Source organism: Ekhidna sp. (assembly GCF_039960695.1).
GTDB lineage: Bacteria > Bacteroidota > Bacteroidia > Cytophagales > Cyclobacteriaceae > Ekhidna.
In genome coordinates, this window is record NZ_JBDVKP010000011.1 from 38,348 (window position 1) to 57,005 (window position 18,658).

The 18,658-nt window shown below is 40.5% G+C and carries 14 protein-coding genes; 7 read left to right on the forward strand and 7 right to left on the reverse strand.

The genetic code is table 11. The annotated features are described in order from the left end of the window. The first annotated feature begins 52 nt into the window (after nt 1-52). The 4 genes from ABJG98_RS06605 (at nt 53) to ABJG98_RS06620 (ending at nt 3,983) form a co-directional block, all read left to right on the forward strand. Nucleotides 53-835 (forward strand): ATP-binding cassette domain-containing protein, encoded by a 783-nt coding sequence (locus ABJG98_RS06605; protein ID WP_348278954.1) that lies wholly within the window; start codon nt 53-55, stop codon nt 833-835. Beyond that, nucleotides 832-2,388, forward strand: a complete 1,557-nt coding sequence (locus ABJG98_RS06610) for an ABC transporter permease/substrate-binding protein (protein ID WP_348278701.1) — start codon at nt 832-834, stop codon at nt 2,386-2,388. Before ABJG98_RS06605 ends, ABJG98_RS06610 begins: the two co-directional genes overlap by 4 nt. A gap of 72 nt (nt 2,389-2,460) precedes the next feature. Further along, nucleotides 2,461-3,549, forward strand: coding sequence for an ion channel (locus ABJG98_RS06615; RefSeq protein WP_348278702.1), 1,089 nt, complete (start codon nt 2,461-2,463; stop codon nt 3,547-3,549). Continuing rightward, nucleotides 3,546-3,983 carry a hypothetical protein gene (locus tag ABJG98_RS06620; protein WP_348278703.1) on the forward strand — a complete coding sequence of 146 codons (438 nt, stop codon included), beginning with the start codon at nt 3,546-3,548 and terminating at the stop codon, nt 3,981-3,983. Before ABJG98_RS06615 ends, ABJG98_RS06620 begins: the two co-directional genes overlap by 4 nt. A 28-nt stretch (nt 3,984-4,011) precedes the next feature. Here ABJG98_RS06620 and ABJG98_RS06625 read toward each other — a convergent pair whose 3' ends face one another. Both ABJG98_RS06625 and ABJG98_RS06630 read right to left on the reverse strand, forming a co-directional pair. After that, on the reverse strand, nt 4,012-4,638 hold the full coding sequence (locus tag ABJG98_RS06625; protein WP_348278704.1) for a GPP34 family phosphoprotein: 627 nt from the start codon (nt 4,636-4,638) through the stop codon (nt 4,012-4,014). Nucleotides 4,639-4,718: 80 nt separating this feature from the next. Beyond that, complete coding sequence (locus ABJG98_RS06630) at nt 4,719-6,002, reverse strand: sodium:proton antiporter (protein ID WP_348278705.1); 1,284 nt, start codon at nt 6,000-6,002, stop codon at nt 4,719-4,721. 132 nt (nt 6,003-6,134) lie between these two features. Here ABJG98_RS06630 and ABJG98_RS06635 point away from each other — a divergent pair, with 132 nt between their 5' ends. After that, a complete protein-coding gene (locus ABJG98_RS06635) occupies nt 6,135-7,469 on the forward strand; it encodes a D-alanyl-D-alanine carboxypeptidase (protein ID WP_348278706.1) in 1,335 nt (444 codons plus the stop codon). On the opposite strand, the gene ABJG98_RS06640 is transcribed toward ABJG98_RS06635, so the two are convergent. The 3 genes from ABJG98_RS06640 to ABJG98_RS06650 are packed head-to-tail and all read right to left on the reverse strand — an operon-like array spanning nt 7,463 to nt 13,281. Beyond that, nucleotides 7,463-8,818 (reverse strand): TolC family protein, encoded by a 1,356-nt coding sequence (locus tag ABJG98_RS06640; protein ID WP_348278707.1) that lies wholly within the window; start codon nt 8,816-8,818, stop codon nt 7,463-7,465. The genes ABJG98_RS06635 and ABJG98_RS06640 overlap by 7 nt on opposite strands. 24 nt (nt 8,819-8,842) lie before the next feature. Continuing rightward, nucleotides 8,843-12,052 (reverse strand): efflux RND transporter permease subunit, encoded by a 3,210-nt coding sequence (locus tag ABJG98_RS06645; RefSeq protein WP_348278708.1) that lies wholly within the window; start codon nt 12,050-12,052, stop codon nt 8,843-8,845. A gap of 11 nt (nt 12,053-12,063) precedes the next feature. Beyond that, on the reverse strand, nt 12,064-13,281 hold the full coding sequence (locus tag ABJG98_RS06650; RefSeq protein WP_348278709.1) for an efflux RND transporter periplasmic adaptor subunit: 1,218 nt from the start codon (nt 13,279-13,281) through the stop codon (nt 12,064-12,066). Nucleotides 13,282-13,412: 131 nt separating this feature from the next. Here ABJG98_RS06650 and msrB point away from each other — a divergent pair, with 131 nt between their 5' ends. Continuing rightward, a complete protein-coding gene (gene msrB / locus ABJG98_RS06655) occupies nt 13,413-13,805 on the forward strand; it encodes a peptide-methionine (R)-S-oxide reductase MsrB (protein ID WP_348278710.1) in 393 nt (130 codons plus the stop codon). A 1-nt stretch (nt 13,806) separates the two neighbouring features. Here msrB and ABJG98_RS06660 read toward each other — a convergent pair whose 3' ends face one another. After that, a complete protein-coding gene (locus ABJG98_RS06660) occupies nt 13,807-14,688 on the reverse strand; it encodes a hypothetical protein (protein WP_348278711.1) in 882 nt (293 codons plus the stop codon). A 30-nt stretch (nt 14,689-14,718) separates the two neighbouring features. Then, nucleotides 14,719-15,330: a hypothetical protein gene (locus tag ABJG98_RS06665; RefSeq protein WP_348278712.1), complete on the reverse strand. Its 612-nt coding sequence runs from the start codon at nt 15,328-15,330 to the stop codon at nt 14,719-14,721. Nucleotides 15,331-15,495: 165 nt separating this feature from the next. Between ABJG98_RS06665 and ABJG98_RS06670 the strand changes: the two genes are divergently transcribed. Continuing rightward, nucleotides 15,496-18,609 carry a glycosyl hydrolase gene (locus ABJG98_RS06670; protein ID WP_348278713.1) on the forward strand — a complete coding sequence of 1,038 codons (3,114 nt, stop codon included), beginning with the start codon at nt 15,496-15,498 and terminating at the stop codon, nt 18,607-18,609. The last annotated feature ends 49 nt before the right edge of the window (nt 18,610-18,658 follow it).

An 18,658-nucleotide genomic window follows, 5' to 3' on the forward strand; every position in this document is an offset into this window, starting at 1 on the left:
CAGACTCCAAAATATTTATAAATCGTATGGAGATAAACCTGTTTTAAAAGGTATTTCACTAGCGATCAGCCCATCCGAAACCATCGCACTACTTGGTCCAAGTGGATGTGGTAAAACAACGCTACTGAAGTTAATTAACCGGTTGATAGAACCTGATTCTGGTGACATTGAGATTGGTGAAAAATCAAACCAGCTCATTGAAAAACACATTCTGCGACGAAACATTGGCTACGTCATTCAAGACGTTGGATTATTGCCTCACTTAACGATTGAACAAAACATATCGTTGGTAAATCGCATTGACCGAAAGGTATTGACACATGAAAAACTTAACGAGTTGATTGAGCTGACAGGCCTCTCCACTGATTTACTCGAAAAATATCCCTCTCAACTTAGCGGAGGTCAGCAACAGCGAGTTGGAATTGCAAGAGCCCTGGCCAATGACCCAAATCTTATTTTGATGGATGAGCCATTTAGTGCTCTTGACAACATCACTAGAAACGAGCTTCAGGATGATTTTCTCAATATTCCACTCTTGAAGGAAAAAACAATTGTTATGGTCACCCATGATGTTCAAGAAGCATTTAAACTTGGTGATCGAATCGCATTATTGGATCAAGGTGAAATTCAGCATTTTGGAACTCCCGCTGAATTCCTCACCAATCCTGCGAATGATTTCGTTAGCTCTTTTCTTAGCAAAGACCGATTGATCTTATTCTTACAAAACCAGAAGATTGGTAATAAAACAGCCGCAGAATTTCTTAAAGATGACACCATTGAGACTGATGAAAAGCGGAACAGATTAGCGGAAATTTTAAGTAACTATCAACCGTGAGCTTTTGGGAGTTTGTCATATCGCACTGGGACGAAGTAGTAGATCAAACAGCTCAGCATTTGAAGTTGACTATGATCTCCATGATGATTGCATCGCTTGTGGGAATATTGATTGGTGTGCTGATCACCCGAATTGAAAAGGTAGCTTCTATAACGCTTGGGTTTGTTGGCGTGATTCAGACAATACCCAGTTTGGCCTTATTAGGATTCCTGCTACCTATTGTAGGAATAGGAACCACTCCTGCAATTATTGCGCTGTTTCTATATGCTTTGCTTCCAATAGTGCGCAATACTTATACGGGCATCAAAGGAATTGAGCCATCCATTAAGGAAGCCTCTGCGGGTATGGGAATGACTCAGCGACAGCTATTGAGATATGTAGAATTACCGCTTGCTTTTCCTGTCATTCTTGCTGGCATACGAACATCAGCGGTGATTAATGTCGGGGTAGCCACGCTATGCGCCTTGATAGCAGCAGGTGGACTAGGTGAATTTATCTTCAGGGGCATATCATTAAACAATACACAAATGATTCTTGCCGGTGCGATTCCTGCATCTATCCTTGCTATTCTACTTGATGGTACACTTGGGTTGATTCAACGCTTTTATAGAAGCAAAGCACTTTGGCTAACGTTCTTCAGTTTGACTTTAATTCTGTTTGGTTTAAATATTTTCAGCAAGGCGGATAAAGAGTCAAAACTAGTTGCTGGTTTTAATTCTGAGTTTATCGAGCGCGCAGATGGTTATATGGGTCTACACTCAATGTACAATCTTCCTTTTGAAATTAAGGAAATGGAGATTGCACTCATGTATCGGGCACTTTACAATGGAGACGTAGATGTCATTGACGGTTTCAGCACTGACGGACGCATCAAGGAGTTCAATTTGAAATCTTTAATAGATGACAAAGGCTACTTCCCTCCATACTATGCAGTTCCATTACTCAACATAAATACATTAAATAAGTATCCTGAACTATCCCAATGTTTTCAAATACTGGCTGGTCAAATGAGTGATTCATTAATGGCGGCACTTAATTTTGAAATAGACGGCAATAAGCGATCTTTAAATGCTGTAGCCAATGAATACTTAAGGTCCATCAACATTTTTGCTAACAAGAATGCGGGATCATCAGATGTTCCTGACCTTGTCATTGGATCAAAGGCATTTACCGAAAACTTTCTACTCGCACATATATTCGCACAGCTGATAGAAAATAAAACGAAACTGAAGACAAAACTTCAAATTGGCTTTGGAGGTACTAAACTGGTGTTCGATGCATTGAGATTTGGCGAAATAGACATTTATCCGGAATATACAGGAACTGCATACTTGGTTCTTTTGAACAAGCAACCAGGAGACATTGAGAATTTCAATGACCCACAAAGTTTATTAAGTATTGTCAGCGAGGATCTAGCCAATCTACATGACATTGAAGTAATGCCGCCGCTTGGATTTAACAATACCTTTGCACTAATGATGCGGCAAGAACACTCAGATTCTCTTAAAATTTCTACAATCAGTGAATTATCTGATTATCTTAGAAGAGATTAATGTTTGTATATCACCGTAATTTCTAAGTCAAAAAACATCTTTAATATGTTATATTTGATTTTTACCTAACCTATGTCTACTACCTTTAAAAAGAACGCAAGCCTCCGCCTATTCCTACTTGTTACACTCGTCATTATTATCTATTTGACGTTAGTATGGCTTCTTGTTTATGTAGAGAAGGATAGTGATCAATCAGCACTCAACAATTATTCTAATGCTTTCTGGTATTCATTGGTGACGCTAACTACTGTTGGTTATGGTGATATTTTCCCAGCCACTGTATATGGACGTTACATATCACTCATATTTATACTTACTAGTATTGGTATTTTCGGTATTTTAATTGGACAACTTACTACGCTTATGACAACAATAAAGGAAAACAAAAAGCTTGGCTATTCCGGAACCAACTTCTCTAACCATGCAGTCATTATAGGCTGGAATGAATTCGGATGGCATGTGGTAGACCAGCTAGTAGGTGTCGGCAGGCGAGTAGCCGTAGTTACCAATAAAAAAGATGACGTAGATCTGATTCGTGAAAAGTATAATTCAAAAAATGTATTTGTGCTTTTTAGTGATTATAACAATCATGAAATGATTAAGAAGTCAAATGTTGAAGAAGCTACAATTGTTTTTGTCAATATGATGGACGACACGGATAAGCTCGTTTATGTCCTGAATTTGAAAAAAGTATTCCCAGAAACAGAATTTGTGGTGACATTAGAAAATGGCGATTTGAAGAATACCTTCCTGGCAGCTGGTGTCAGCAATACCATTTCCACCCAAGAAATTTCATCTAAACTTTTAGCATCATACATGTTTGAGCCAGATGTTGCTACCTATAGCGAATCGATACTATCCTATGCTAAATCTGATAGCGATTACGATATAAAGCAATTATTAATCACCCCAAACAATCCATACAATGGGAAGGCTTATCAAGATGTTTTCTTTGACCTAAAGAAGCGATACAACTCTGTTTTGATAGGAATTACAAAGAGAGACAAGTTTGGTCAAAAGAAGCTCATCAAAAACCCGCTTGGAGATCTGAAGATCCACTCTGGTGACTACCTAATTATCATTCTTAATGGCAAAGCATTTAAACTACTGAGACGAGTATTTGGCGTTGAAGAGGGTACTGTAAAAGACAGGAATAAATGAAAAAGCTAACATTCATCAGTTTGTTTATTATACTTCTTGGCTGTGATAACCGGGACATCAATGAAGGTGAGGAATTTCGCCCCAGAGCTGTAAAAGATAGTTTTGAGGATACACATTTCACTAAGGTTGTTGTTGATGGTGTGGAATACATTTTGACAGAGAGGGATAATAACAACCCACATGAAGGATTTGGATTCATGGCATTTCGTGCCAACAAACTGATGGAAAAACAAGATACGATCATTTCGTACTTGAAAACCATGTCATATTATCAAAGTAAGATGTATGCGCGGATGTATGGTATATCCGAAGATTCAGCGCGAGCCGAATACAATACTATGTTTTTGGAATTTCTGGCTTCAGAAACAAAAGAGTTGGAAGAACTCGAGCGGGAAGATTTAGTGAACACTAAACGCTCAAATGAAGAAGAGTAAGATTACTCTTCTTTATTTGAAAAGTATCTTATCCGAAATATGTCTTTAATTCACGAAGAGCATTCGCTAGTTCAGGTTCAACACCAGATCTGTCAACGACCTCTTTCCCAACTTTTTCAGCGTCGATCAATTCATCTTTATCTTTAAACACTTCACTAAGTATGTTACAATCATCGATAAGTGAATATAATACTGTAAAGGCAGGTGATGGCTTAGCGCTCTTAAATACGATTGCTTTCAGGTTATTTCTAATTTCTTGTTCAAACGCATAATTGGCATTGTCCATTCGATCAGAAAGTGGAATCCAAAGTAGTTTAGTCTCTTCTTTCTTAAGAATGCCTCTCTGTGCAAGTAACGCATTCAAGTCTTCCTGGATATCCTTAAACTTACCTGAAAGAGATTTGATTTGATCAATTAGCGATGGTCCTGTCTGTAGCTTCTTAAGGACATTGTCCAAGATTCCATTACCCGTACCAATTGTGTCTATTACTGAAATATTACCGCCATCCAGCTTAATTTTCTTCAGAAGATAGAGCTCAAGAATACATGCTGATATTACACCAGGAACAACAGTTTTCTCAGCTGCTGCCAAAATCCGTCCTTCTTCGTCATCTAAAGCGATTAGATAAAATCCTTCAGCGATACTTAATTTCATAGTTGGTTATTTTTAAAAAATGCAAAGTTCTCAATCAGCGAATTTCATAAATTTTACTGAAAAGAGAACAGCCCGAAAGATTATTTTTTCAGTAGAGCTCCTATTGTTAATCCTTGTACCAAAATTGAGAAGACCACCACACAGTAGGTTGTGAATAGTATGGTATCCTTAATAGTTCCATCAATCCACTCTAAATCAGTCAAAGAAAGTGCCAGAGCAACCGATATTCCGCCACGAAGACCTCCCCAAGTTAAAATGATAATTGTTTTCGGCTCAAACGTTCTGAACGGACGCATGGCAGTGATCGGAATACTAACACCCAAGAACCTGGCTGTCAACACGATTAAAATACCTATGCCTCCAATCGCTAGATTACTCATTGTAAACGACTCGGCAATCACCATCATTTCCAAACCTACGAGAATGAACAATATTGCGTTGAGCGCTTCATCCAGCAAATGCCAAAATTTAAATACGTATTCCCCTGTCGCGTTGGCAAGTTTTTCATCTCGCCCCTGGTTTCCGATAAACAGTCCTAATACCACCATCGCCAGCGGAGCTGAAACATGTAACATTTCAGAAACTCTACCACCAATCATTACAAGTGTTAACGTCACAAGAACTTCGAGTTCCACATGATCATTATCAATGAAGTCGAGCAACTTAAAGCCTACAAACCCCAATACCGATCCTAAAAGCAACCCTCCAAACACTTCTTTACTGAAGAGAAGAGCAACATTTGCTGCCGTTATTTCACCCGCACCGTGGCCTCCTACTTCATGAATACCTGCTTGAGATTTAGCAATCCCTAAAATCGTTAAGAATACAACTACTCCTACTCCATCATTGAATAAAGACTCACCAGCAATCTTAATTTCCAGCTTTTTGGATAGTCCTGCTTTCTTAGTCAATGCAAGTACCGCAATTGGATCTGTAGGTGAAATCAATGCGCCAAAGAGTAGGCAATAGATTAAATCAATCTCATACCCTACCATTGGAAATATTTTGTATACAAGGAAACCTACTATGAAAGTAGACATCAAGGTACCAAGAGTAGCAAGCACCAAAACAGGCACGCGCTCTTCCATCAGCTTATTTAGGTTGATGGATAATGCACCTGCAAATAGTAGGAAGTTAAGCATGACATTCATCAGCACTTCCTCAAAGTCAAATTCAGCAATAATATGTTCCGCTCCTTCGGTGATTGATGGGACGAAGTATCCCAAAATCAGGATAGTAACTGACATGATCAATGCGATGAACATCAGTCCAATGGTTGAAGGAAGCTTAAGTACCGTTATGTTAATCAGTGTAAACGCGGCGGCAAGAAAAATGAGAAGCGTGATTAGTTCTAAAATACTCATTGGTTCAGCGGGTAGAAGTTTCTTTTGGTTTAGATTAGTGAGAGCAAAATAAATAAATTAAGAGTACGAAAAAAATAGTGCTCTGAGAGCGGAAAAATAGCTCTAAAAAAGCTTAAGTCACCCATTTAACCTATGAATCAGTATTATTTTCCTGTAAATAATCTTAACAGATCATGTGTAAAATTAGTATTACTTATACTGGTTTTATTTCTATCTGGATGTGCAAGCGTAAAGCAGTTGGCTGTTGAGAATGATGCCGAAAGGTTATTGAAACAATCAGAGGTATTTTCCAGTCAGTTTACCGGGTTTAGTTTGTTCGATATCGAAACCAATGCGTATGTCGCAGGGTACAACTCGACACTCAAGTTTACTCCAGCTTCAAATACCAAACTATTAACGATGTATGCGGTAATGAAATCATTTTCAGATAGCATCCCGTCATTGGTTTATCAAGTATTAGATTCTTCTGTTTTAGTTTCACCTACTGGCGAGCCTACATTTCTGTATGAGCCACTTAAAAGTCAAAAAACATTAGATTTTTTAAATCGATTCCCACTCGTTGAAATCTCCTGGCCTGATAAAGAGCCTGAAGCCTTTGGCCCAGGGTGGGCTTGGGATGATTACATCTACGATTTTCAGCCACAACGCTCCTGGTGGCCTATTTATGGCAATACTGTCAGTATAAAAAAATCAAGTGATACACTTGTTGTGACACCTACATTTTTTCATGAATATGTTGAAGTTTTAAATCAAACCGATCCGGGTGAACGAGTCGATCGTGAATTGAAGTTTAATGTATTCAAGGCCTATTTGGATAATGACACTTCAAATTTTGAGCGAATTATTCCATTTGAATATTCAAGAGAACTATTTGCCCAATTGCTTCAGGATACCCTGAACTCTAAAATTATATTTACCGATAAATCAGCAGTTGATCCCGACACGCTTTACACCCAGCTCACCGATACTGTCTTATTCAAAATGCTAAAGCCCAGTGACAATTTCCTTGCGGAACAGTTATTATTGATGGCAGCTAGGCAGCATGGTTTTGACGAAGTAAAGCCATTTATTAAACAAATAAAGGACACCTGGCTCATAAGCCTCAATGAGATGATTTGGGTAGATGGCTCAGGATTGTCCCGCTACAACCTAATAGCTCCTGTGGATCAGGTCCGCCTACTCAGGATGTGTCTGGATGAGTTCGGGTGGGAAAGAATGATCACAATCCTTCCTACTGGAGGAGAGGGAACGCTTGAAGAAAGATTTCTTCCCGATGAAGATCAGCCTCCATACATATTTGCAAAGACGGGCACATTAAGTAATAATCATAATCTCAGTGGCTATTTAATCACACGTTCTGGTAAGCGTATGATCTTTTCTTTCATGAGCAATCATTACACGCGACCAACTGACGAGGTGAAGAAAGCTATGGAGCAATTCATTCTTGAAATTAGAAATGCTTACTGATTATATTCTCTGATCAACCCTCCTGTCAACCTCATCAACTCAATTTTGGAATTGACCAAATTATAGGTAGCCTGAAGCTTTAAAATTGAAGAGGACAAATAATTGTTTTGCACGTCTCGATAATCGAATGAATTGATACTTCCGTTTTTAAACTTCTCTTCAGATAGGTCCAGATTTGTTTTTGATGATGCTTCGCGTCGAACATTGATTGCGTATAGTTGTCGTCTGATATTGTATCTATCCAGGGCAGTAAGTAAGTCTCTATCTAGTGAATTCTCCAGTTGATCTACTCTCAACTCTCCTATTCGTTCGTTTACAATGGCATTTTTAATGGCTCTTTTTATGCGTCCTCCATTAAATAAAGTGTACGATAGCGAGAAGGCTGCTGTATAATTATCCGTGACACTATTCAATCGCGTATCAGGACCACTGGAAAAACCACTTCCTGTAAAGAAAATAGCTTCAGATAAATCTAAACTATTTCGACTTTCTGAAAATGAAGCATTCAATGACAATGTAGGATATCGATCTGCTGTGCTCAGTTTTGTAGCCTGGCCAAGTAGCGTTTGTGTGATATACTGTTTTTGCAAATCCACATTTTCTGTCATCATCTGTCCGCGCAAATCTTCATAAGTATACTGCTCATCTGGAATGATCAATGAATCAGTAAATGTGTATGTTTTGGTTACGTTCTCCTCTGCGAGCACCACATTTAAATCTCGAATAGCATTTCTAAAAACCAGCTGTTGATTGATGAAGTTAATAGAGTCGGTCAGGTAATTACCTTCTTCCAGCAATACGTCTGTCGTAACAGCTCCACCCAAATCGGATTTAATCTTGATGTATTGAAATTTATCTCTAGACAATCCAAGCTGCTTTTCAAACTCCTCCAGTCGTTCTTGCTCCAATACGGCTAGGTAATATCCAAGAATAATACTCTGAAGGGTATTGGCAACTACTATCGATGCATTTCCTTCAGTTTCTGCCTGAAGTAGTTCAAGTCTTTTCTTACTGATTTTTACGCGGAATCCATCGAAAATAGTCCAGTTAACGTTGATGGCAGGATTCAAAGAATTGGATAGTGTCTGCCCTTGGGTTGCCGTTGGGAAGGCTACTTTCACATTGTCTGTCAGGTTGTTATTTTGATTAACATTCAGAGTGATTGTAGGCCACCTGCCGGCTTCACCCCAGTTGTTATTGTTCTGAGCAACCTCTACATTCCCTTTCTCTATTTGAATGCCGTAGTTGCGCTGTAGCCCTACTTGAATCGCATCAGATAGCGAAAGTGATTCCTGGCTGTTTGCCTGAAAAAGGCATAGTATTCCAAGTGAAAAAATTAGTTTCTTCATGTTGAGTTGTAGTCTAGGTGATGATTAAGCTGATTCCTTGTATTTTTCTATTCTTCGCTCGTCGATAAGTACTCGTTCGACATCTTCTCGAGTAGGTTTTTTGCCAGTCCAAAGCCACTTAGCCGCTCGCCTAATATCATTAAACATGACTATGAACACTGGAAAATAGAGAAGAATAATGAACGTTCCTATCAATACTCCATACGCCACTGAGATGGCCATTGGAATAAGGAACTGAGCCTGAAAACTTGTTTCTTTTATCAGTGGATACAAACCTAAAACAGTGGTTAAAGACGTGAGCATGATCGGACGAAACCTAGATAGTCCAGCGTTGTATGCCGCCTGGTACACCGTCATTCCCTCATTTTTTACCATTGAATTAAACTTGGATAGAAACACAACTGCATCATTAATGATCACTCCTGAAAGGGCTACCATTCCCCAGGCACTCAACAGTGACACCGGCAGTTCTTTAGCAGGTGATATCCAGTCTTCAATTCCATGACCTAATATCGCACCAAACCAGCCCAATGGAATCATCATAATGATTAACACGGCCTGATAGTACGACCGGAACGTAATCATAAGGATGAAGAAAATAAGCAGGAAAGCGCCTCCAAAATACAATCCAATCTCCTGCCCAGCTCTCGCGCTTTGCTGAGATTGGCCTCCATAATCAACAATCACAGAAGGATACTTTGCGTTGAGCGCGGGTACAATTTCTTCTTTGATCTTCTTCAAAATGGGCGGCACTTCACCAAATGGATCGATCATCTCAGCCTCTACAGTAATAGCTCTCGACGTGTTGTAATGCTTGATGCCTGACACACCTCTTTCAATCTTATAATCCGCCAATTGAGTCAGCGGGAATTCCTGGCCTGTAGGCGTCTTAATCTTGATATCCTCCAGCTGATTAATGCTCCTTCTACCTGATTCAGGATAGCGAACCCACACTCTGATCTCATCATTACCTTTCATGAATCGCTGAACTTCCTCACCAAAGAAACCCTGACGCATTTGCTTGGTTATGTCATTGTGATTAAGCCCCAGGAAGTATGCTTCCGGTCTCAAATCAAATAACATCTCTCGCCTACCCACCGGCACATTATCTTCGATTTCTTTTAGATCGGCAATACCAGCCAACTCATCCTTAAGGAACTGTTTCGCTTCACCTAGTTCTTCATAGTTTTTGCCCATCAGCCTCATAGAAACTGGCTTACCAAACCGATTGCCTCCACCAATGGCAAACTTCTCAGCTTCAGTAATCGGACCAATTTCTGCCGTTATTTTGTTGATCAAATCAAATTGATTGATTCCATAATCATCAAGCTCCTTATAGAAGATATTAATTGAGCCCGCATGTGACCCTGATTCCCACTGAGAGAATCCAACATTTGTAAATGTGTTGTTAACTATGTCTTCATCAATGCCCAGCTCGGCTTTTAGGTCATCGTTCACTTTCCAAATGGCATCTTCAAATTTGCTAAGGTACTTCTCAACTTTTTGCTCTCGCTCTCCAGGTTTAAATGCGATGTTAACATTGAAGCTGTTGAAGGGTATCTGTGGAAAAAAAGTCGCTTTAATCTGTCCTCCTGCAAGCAGTCCCATAATGATAATAAGAAATCCAGCAAGCATTGATAGGGAAACCCATCGGTTTTGCATGGTAAATCTCAACCCTCTGCCGTAGACATTGTCCCGTATGTAGTCAATGACACCATTCAGCGTTTTTCTCACCTTATAGCTTCTGGTATTTTCTTTCTTGACCTTCAACACACGCTTGCTTGCTAAGTGAGCGGGCAGCACAAAGAAGGCTTCGAGTAATGAGAAACCCAGACTGAAACACACAACAAACGCCATATCTCTGAGGAATTCAAAACCTCCCGTGAGAAGCAATAGCGGTGTAAATGCAACGATAGTTGTGGTAACAGAGGTAAATACAGCAGGTAGCACCTCGATGGTACCATTCACGGCAGCCTTGATCGGGTTGCCATGCTTCTCAAAATGTGAATAGATGTTTTCTGCAATTACTATCCCATCATCAACAAGAATTCCGATTACCAGAATCATTCCGAACAATGAAATCATGTTGATGGTAAGGCCTACAAAAGTTCCAATGATGAACATTCCTAGAAAGGATGACGGTATACCCCAGGCTACCCAAAATGAGAGTCTCAAGCTTAAGAACAACCCCAGTGATATCAATACAAGAAATAATCCAAGAATGCCATTATTCGTAAGTAGATCAAGTCGTTGGTTGAGCATGCTCATAAAGTCCCATGTCATGTGCAACTCTACCGAATTGTTCTTGGCATTGAAGTCATCTACATAAGCATTGACAACTTCGGAAATTTCTTCTAAATCTTCTGTTTCAAGTTTTCTAACCTCAATAAATACGGCTTCTTTTCCACTCAACATTGCTTTAGATGGAACGTCCGCAAATTGTTCTTTAATAACCGCGATATCTTTTAACAGAACTTCGCTACCGTCTTGATTGCTTCTAACTACAATATTTGAAATATCGGAGGCTTCCGTTTCTTTGGCTTTCGATCGAATCAAAATCTCCTCTTTAGAGGATTTTACGGATCCCGCGGAAATGTCCCGGTTGTTTTGCCGTACCGCGTTGGCAACCTGATCAAAAGTCAGGTTATATCTCAAAAGATCCTGCTCGCTTACCTCGATGGAAACTTCCAATGCAGGGAACCCAGTGACATTTACCTGCGAAATTGCTTCCATAGCAAGCAAATCATCTTCTATTTCTTCTGCAAATCTCTTAAGTGTCTTTAGGTCAACATCACCTGTGAGCCCTAGCCACTGTGCTGTGGAACGTTGTTTCTGTTTGAATACAATAGGTTTTTCTGCACCAACCGGAAAAGAATTAATGCCATCGACCGCATTCTTTACTTCCGTATAGATGTCATCTATATCGTAGTTATCAAATGTGACCAGGGTAATATTGGCTGAATTCTCGGATGAGGTAGACATGATCTCATCAATACCCGGAATCGAGTTGATCGCTTCTTCGATCTTTAGTGTCACGCCCTCCTCCATTTCTTCAGGAGAAGCTCCCGGATACGTAACAGTAATATTGATGTTACGATCACTTCTGGTAGGAAAAAAGGATTTCTTGGTATTGACAATTGATACCACTCCACCTATGAGCGTAAGCGCAATAATGATATTCGCCAGGATCGGAAACTTGACAAAATACTCTACTAGATTTTTTATAAACGTCATCTCTATTCAGTTTAGTTTGATGAAGCAGGTGATTGACCTGTGCTAGCTGTTTCGTTTGCATCACCTAATTCAAGATCAATATCTTTTACCTCTTGCTTCTCCACTACCATGTTATTGAATCCACCAATAAGCGGTTCTATCACTAAGTCTTGGCCACGATCGAGTCCGCTTATTATGGCTTCTTCATCGGCCAATCGTATAACGTTGATCTTCCTTACTTTTAAAAGTGTGTCTTCTACAACAAACACTTCATTACCATTAAAGATGGCATTCCGCGGCATGATCATGCCGTCTTTCACTGTTCTGGCTGGAATCGCCGCCTGAAAGAATTGCCCATCGTAAATTTTCTTATCTGACGAAGATTGAATAGCTATAAACACATCTACTGATTGTGTATTTTGATTGACAAAATCACTGATTCGCGTTACTCTTCCTTCCCAATACTGATCCATTTCGTCCGAGTAGATTTTAACTGGAGAATCGGATTTGATCCATGGAATGTCTCTGGTCTCTATTGCAATTTTTAGCTCATGGACACCCCGACGCATTATTTTCCCAATACTCACTCCGGGATTGATGAATGAACCTGATTGAAGGTTTACTTGCATAATACTGCCATCAAATGGCGCATAATATCTATGCTTGTCAAGTCTCGCTTCTACACTCTTGATGGTGTAGTATGCACTATAGATTCCTTTTGTCGCAAGAAATATTTTTTCCTTCTCCGACCCAGCTTCAGGGAATGGTCCAAATTTCTTATCAATATCAAGTGAGTTAAAGTAAGAATTCCACGCATTGAAATTGCCAGTAAAATCAACCTTCAAATCAGGCAGAATACCTGCCAGATCTCTTAAAAAATTGCTTTTTTGTGACTTCAGATTTAATGCGGGTTCCTTATCGTCAATGTAAAAAAGAAGGTCTCCTTTTTTGAACTTCTCTCCTTCTTTCAACCTCACACGGCCTTGATACATCCGACCAGAAACTTCTGAAAGCAAGTCAAGTGTTTGCGCGGTTTGAACGCGTCCATATGAAATCACGTCTGTTTGAATGGTTTGATAACTAACCTTTTTCGTCTGAACAGTCTTTACAACTGCTACCGGTCGTTTATCCTTAGGGTCTTCTTTTTGATCCGCGAAAATCCCGGCAAGTAGGAAGGCCAATAATAAAATGCCGATGGATGAGACAATGATGATAAGTTTTCTCTTCATGATAAGTAGTGTCGTGTCCATTACTTAATGCTGAAAGTGTCCTTTTAGTTACACGAATTAATACATATATGATAAGTGGACAATTCAGCCCTTGAACTGTTTTATCTTTGTATTAGTTGGTATTACCCAGAACGCCTTAAAAGTCTTATAAAATGGAAAAAATCAATAAGAGTGAAGAAGAATGGAAGAAAGAGCTTTCAGACGAACAGTACAACATTTTAAGAGAAAAGGGTACGGAGCGACCGTGGACGGGAGCTCTTTTGGAGAATAAAGAAACAGGTGTATATGAATGTGCCGCATGTGGAAACGAGCTGTATTCATCCGAGACAAAATATGATTCCGGATCCGGATGGCCCAGTTTCACTGATCCAATTACAGCAGAAGCCATAGATCTAGAAAAAGACAAATCCTTTGGCATGATACGGACAGAAGTGAAATGTGGAAGATGTAGCAGCCACTTAGGACATATTTTCCCAGATGGTCCACAACCAAGTGGTCAGCGATATTGCATGAACTCTGGAGCTTTAACGTTCAAGAAAACCTAAGCTAATTGCATCCATAATACCTCCTGCCACTGTAATGTTCTGCTTCTTGCTCGAAGAAATTGCAGTTGTGTCTATTATCCTGAAACTTGTATGCAAAAAAGAAGATGGGCCCATTCAAATCGAAGTAGATATATTTCGATAGCTTATGGTAAATAGTAAATTTTTCCTTGGCTTTTTTATCCACTCTGATCATGAAAGCATTGCCAGCTACTTTTCTATCGAATTGCATTATGTGTGCCATTTCATGGGCAAAGACATCATAATATTCCTGATCTGAAGTAAAAATATCTGATCGCATTCCAACGGAACTAACCTGACCTGTAGCAGCTCCTTCTACAAGTGAGGAGCGAAAATTTTGATTTGAATCGAAATAAATTATTCCGGACTGCAAAGATTTCATCAAATCAAGTTTCGCGTCCCTTGATGTCACGATGATACCATAAATAGAAGAAGTGAACAGTCTTGCTTGAAATTTCTTTGAATAAGGATAATAATCAAGTCTTGACACAAAAAGATTAAAGTGTAAATTTTCCAGCATTCTATTATTAGATGCAGCATTCTGCACAATTGAAGCTCCGAATGAATTGACTAATCGCGCAGGCCAGGCGTAGGCAATATTCCTTTTTGTTCTAATCTGGCTTGTTAAAGAAAAGCCAACATGACTAACCGCTCCACCAATAGCTCCTTTGTAGAAGCCTTTTGCAAACGCATTCCAAAAGTCTTGATTCTCACTTTTATTTATCCAACTTCCGACTCCTCCCACTAGCCCATTAAAACCAACATTAAAAGCAATAAACTGCGCACGTTGTTTTTCAAAACTCTGTCCAGATATAACAAGACAAATTGAAAGTAAAAGAGAGAAAACAATGACTCTATACTTCATGCAGGTAGGTTTGACCCAAAAATGCAAATATTAAGCCACAGTATTTAACTTGGTGATACGGATGAAGTTTCCGTCTATCATCCATAGAAAGTGAGGCGCAATGTTTACAACCGTTCCATCAAGCGTAGAATTAACAAAAAAACTGGTTTGGTTGAGCTCATTTTCATTCTCTAAATAAGGGTTTACCAATTCGCCTTTCATGTTTCTAACAATCGGTACCTCTCCAGTTACTTGTACGCCAAGAAATTCGGAAAGTGCCGCAATTGACATGTTAGCGATAAGGTTCTCTATCTCAGACATGAAATCGTGTTTCATCATCTTGGTGTGACTGTTACGTGAACCTGTGATATCATCTGGAAGGCAAACGCTATTGATGAGGTCCATTTCATGATTGTTAATGATAAAATAGAAGGCCCCATTGATCTCCCCATGAAAAGCCACCTTCATCAAATTGACCTTGAATCTCCCTAAATCATCAAACTCTTTTAGACTTCTTAATTGTCCTTCTCCGTATTGAATGAGTTTTGGCTTTACGCGAATTCTCAACATCTGTTCCATGGATTGTGCGGCTTTACTCAGCGATTCAGCGATCATTTCCTCAATGATTTCCAGATGTATTTCAGACAAATTCCCTTTACTCACAACTTATTTGATGATGTAATTACTTCAAAACTAGGGAACATAAAATTAATTATCCCAGAAAAGTTCCTCACTCCATCCAAATGAATAAATAACCTCTAGTGTAGGTTACTATAAATTTTCTATCGCCTAAATCATTAACTTGAAATCAAACTAAAACCTATACTTATGAAGAAGATACTTGTAGTTCTATTGCTGGTGACTTTTGTCGCTATCGATGGAACGGCGCAACGCAGGAAAAGTAAATCCTCAAGCAACACTCCAAGCTATGACAGCAAACTCTATGATGGAATACAATGGAGAAACATTGGTCCCTTTAGAGGTGGACGTTCCGCAGCAGTAACTGGTGTTCCTGGCAAACCTAATCTCTATTACATGGGTGCTACAGGAGGTGGTGTGTGGCGCACCAATGATGCAGGAAGCACGTGGGAGAATATATCCGACGGATTCTTTGGAGGATCCATTGGAGCTGTCGCAGTAAGTGAATGGGATAATAATGTCATCTACGCTGGTGGAGGTGAAGTAACGGTAAGAGGAAACGTGTCTTCTGGCTGGGGAATGTGGAAGTCCGTAGATGCAGGTACAACCTGGCAGGAAATAGGCTTGAAAAATTCACGACACATTCCGCGTATTCGCGTTCATCCAAAGAACCCGGATTTGGTATATGCTGCTGTTATGGGCGATTTGTATAAGTCGTCAACTGAAAGAGGCGTATATCGCAGTAAGGATGGCGGAAAGTCCTGGGAGCGCATTCTATATGCCAATGCAGATGCAGGTGCCGTAGACCTTACATTCGATCCAAACAATCCTCGCATTCTCTATGCATCAACCTGGAGAATAAGACGCACGCCTTATAGTCTGGAGAGTGGTGGTGACGGATCAGCACTTTGGAAAAGTACAGATGGTGGCGATACATGGACCAATATTTCCAAGAATGAAGGACTACCTGGTGGACTCTGGGGCATCTCCGGTGTCACCGTTTCACCAGTGAATTCAAATCGCGTATGGGCGATCATAGAAAACAAAGCAGGCGGAGTTTACAGATCGGATGATGCTGGCAAAACCTGGAGACTTATCAATAAGGAACGAAAATTGAGACAAAGAGCGTGGTACTACACCAGAATCTATGCAGACACGCAGGATGAAGATGGCGTGTATGTAATGAACGTTCGGTACCATAAATCAACAGATGGTGGAAGAACCTATGAAACATACAACGCACCTCATGGCGATCATCATGATTTTTGGATTGCTCCAGAAGACAATCAACGCATGGTTATCGGTGACGATGGTGGCGCTCAGGTAAGCTTCGATGCTGGTGAAAATTGGTCGACGTATCAAAATCAGCCGACCGCTCAATTTTATCGGGTAACTACAGACGACTCATTCCCCTATCGAATATATGGAGCACAGCAAGACAACTCTACTGTGAGAATAGATCACCGCTCCGGCGGACGGTACATTGGTGATGACGATTGGGAGTCTACCGCAGGTGGAGAAAGTGCGCACATTGCACCCAAGCCTGACAATAATGACATTGTATATGGAGGTAGCTACGACGGATTTTTAACCCGCGTTGATCATTCGAAAGATCAAGTGAGAGCGGTGAATGTATGGCCAGACAACCCGATGGGACATGGAGCCGAAGGATTTGAGTACCGTTTCCAGTGGAACTTTCCTATTTTCTTCTCTCCGCACAATCCTAATAAGTTGTACACAGCATCCAATCAGCTTCATGTAACAACCAATGAAGGACAAACCTGGGAAATCATAAGCCCGGATTTAACACGCAATGATCCAAGTAAGCTTGGCTCTTCCGGTGGGCCGATCACTAAAGACAACACGAGCGTAGAGTACTATTGTACCATTTTCGCTGCGACAGAGTCGTACCATGAAGAAGGTGTAATTTGGATAGGATCTGATGACGGGTTGGTTCATATCACCAAAGATGGTGGTGACAACTGGACCAACGTCACTCCTGCTGGCATGCCTGAGTGGATGATGATCAACAGCGTGGAAATCGATCCTTTCAACAAAGGAGGGCTGTACATTGCAGGAACACGCTATAAACTGGGCGACTACACTCCTTACCTGTATAAAACGGAGGATTACGGTCAAACCTGGAAAAAGATTACCAACGGAATTCCTGCGGAACACTTTACGCGGGTAGTAAGAGCAGATCCAAATCAAAAAGGCTTATTGTATGCCGGGACAGAAGCTGGAATGTATGTTTCATTCGACGATGGAGCCAGCTGGAAACCATTCCAGATGAATCTACCTATCGTACCTATCACGGACCTTGCAGTTAAAAACAACAACCTGATAGCGGCTACTCAGGGAAGAAGTTTTTGGATGATTGATGATTTAACGCCTCTTCATCAGCTCTCAGCAGCCAACGGGAAGTCTCATTATCTGTACAAGCCGATGGACAGCTATCGCATGGGTGGAGGAAATGGCCGAACGTCTAAAACCGCAGGTACCGATCATCCGGGAGGTGTATTGGTCAATTACTTTGTAAGAGATACGTCTAAAACAGACACTATCTCAATCAGCTTTCTCGAAAGTGATGGTGATGTAATCAAGCGATATTCCACGCATCCTGATAAGGATGAAAATGAAGAGAAGCTAGATGTAAAGCAAGGCTATAACACCATGAACTGGGGCATGCGCTACAATGGAGCCAAAACATTCGATGGCATGATCTTGTGGTGGGCCACCACGGGTGGACCGATAGCAATACCAGGAGCTTATGCAGTAAAAATGGAAGTCAATGGCGCCGAAAGCACGCAAGACTTCAACATTCTTGCCGACCCTCGGGCGGAAGCAACTCAATCGGACTATCAGGCTCAGTTTGATTTTCTGATCAAGGTGCGAGATAAGCTGACTGAGACACATGAAGGAATCATCAACATTCGCAAGGCGAAAAGCCAGATCAGTGATGTAATGAAAAAGGCAGAGAATGATGAAATATCCGAGCTCGGAAAAGCCATCATCAAGGACATGTCTGAAATTGAAAAAGCGCTGTATCAGACACAGAATGAAAGCGGACAAGATCCACTCAACTTCCCGATCCGATTGAACAATAAGCTGGGACACCTGGCGTCATTGTCAGGCGTAGGAAGCTACAAGCCAACGGATTCTGCTTTGGCATTCTATGATCAGGTGACGGCCAAAATTGATGAGCAACTCAAAATGTTGAATGCGATTCTAGATACAAGAATCGATGAATTCAATCAAAAGGTGAAAGAAGCAGAAGTTGATGCTGTGAAGCTGGGTAAATAGTTAATTGTACAAAAAAGTGAAAGGGGGTGTAATAAACACCCCTTTTTTG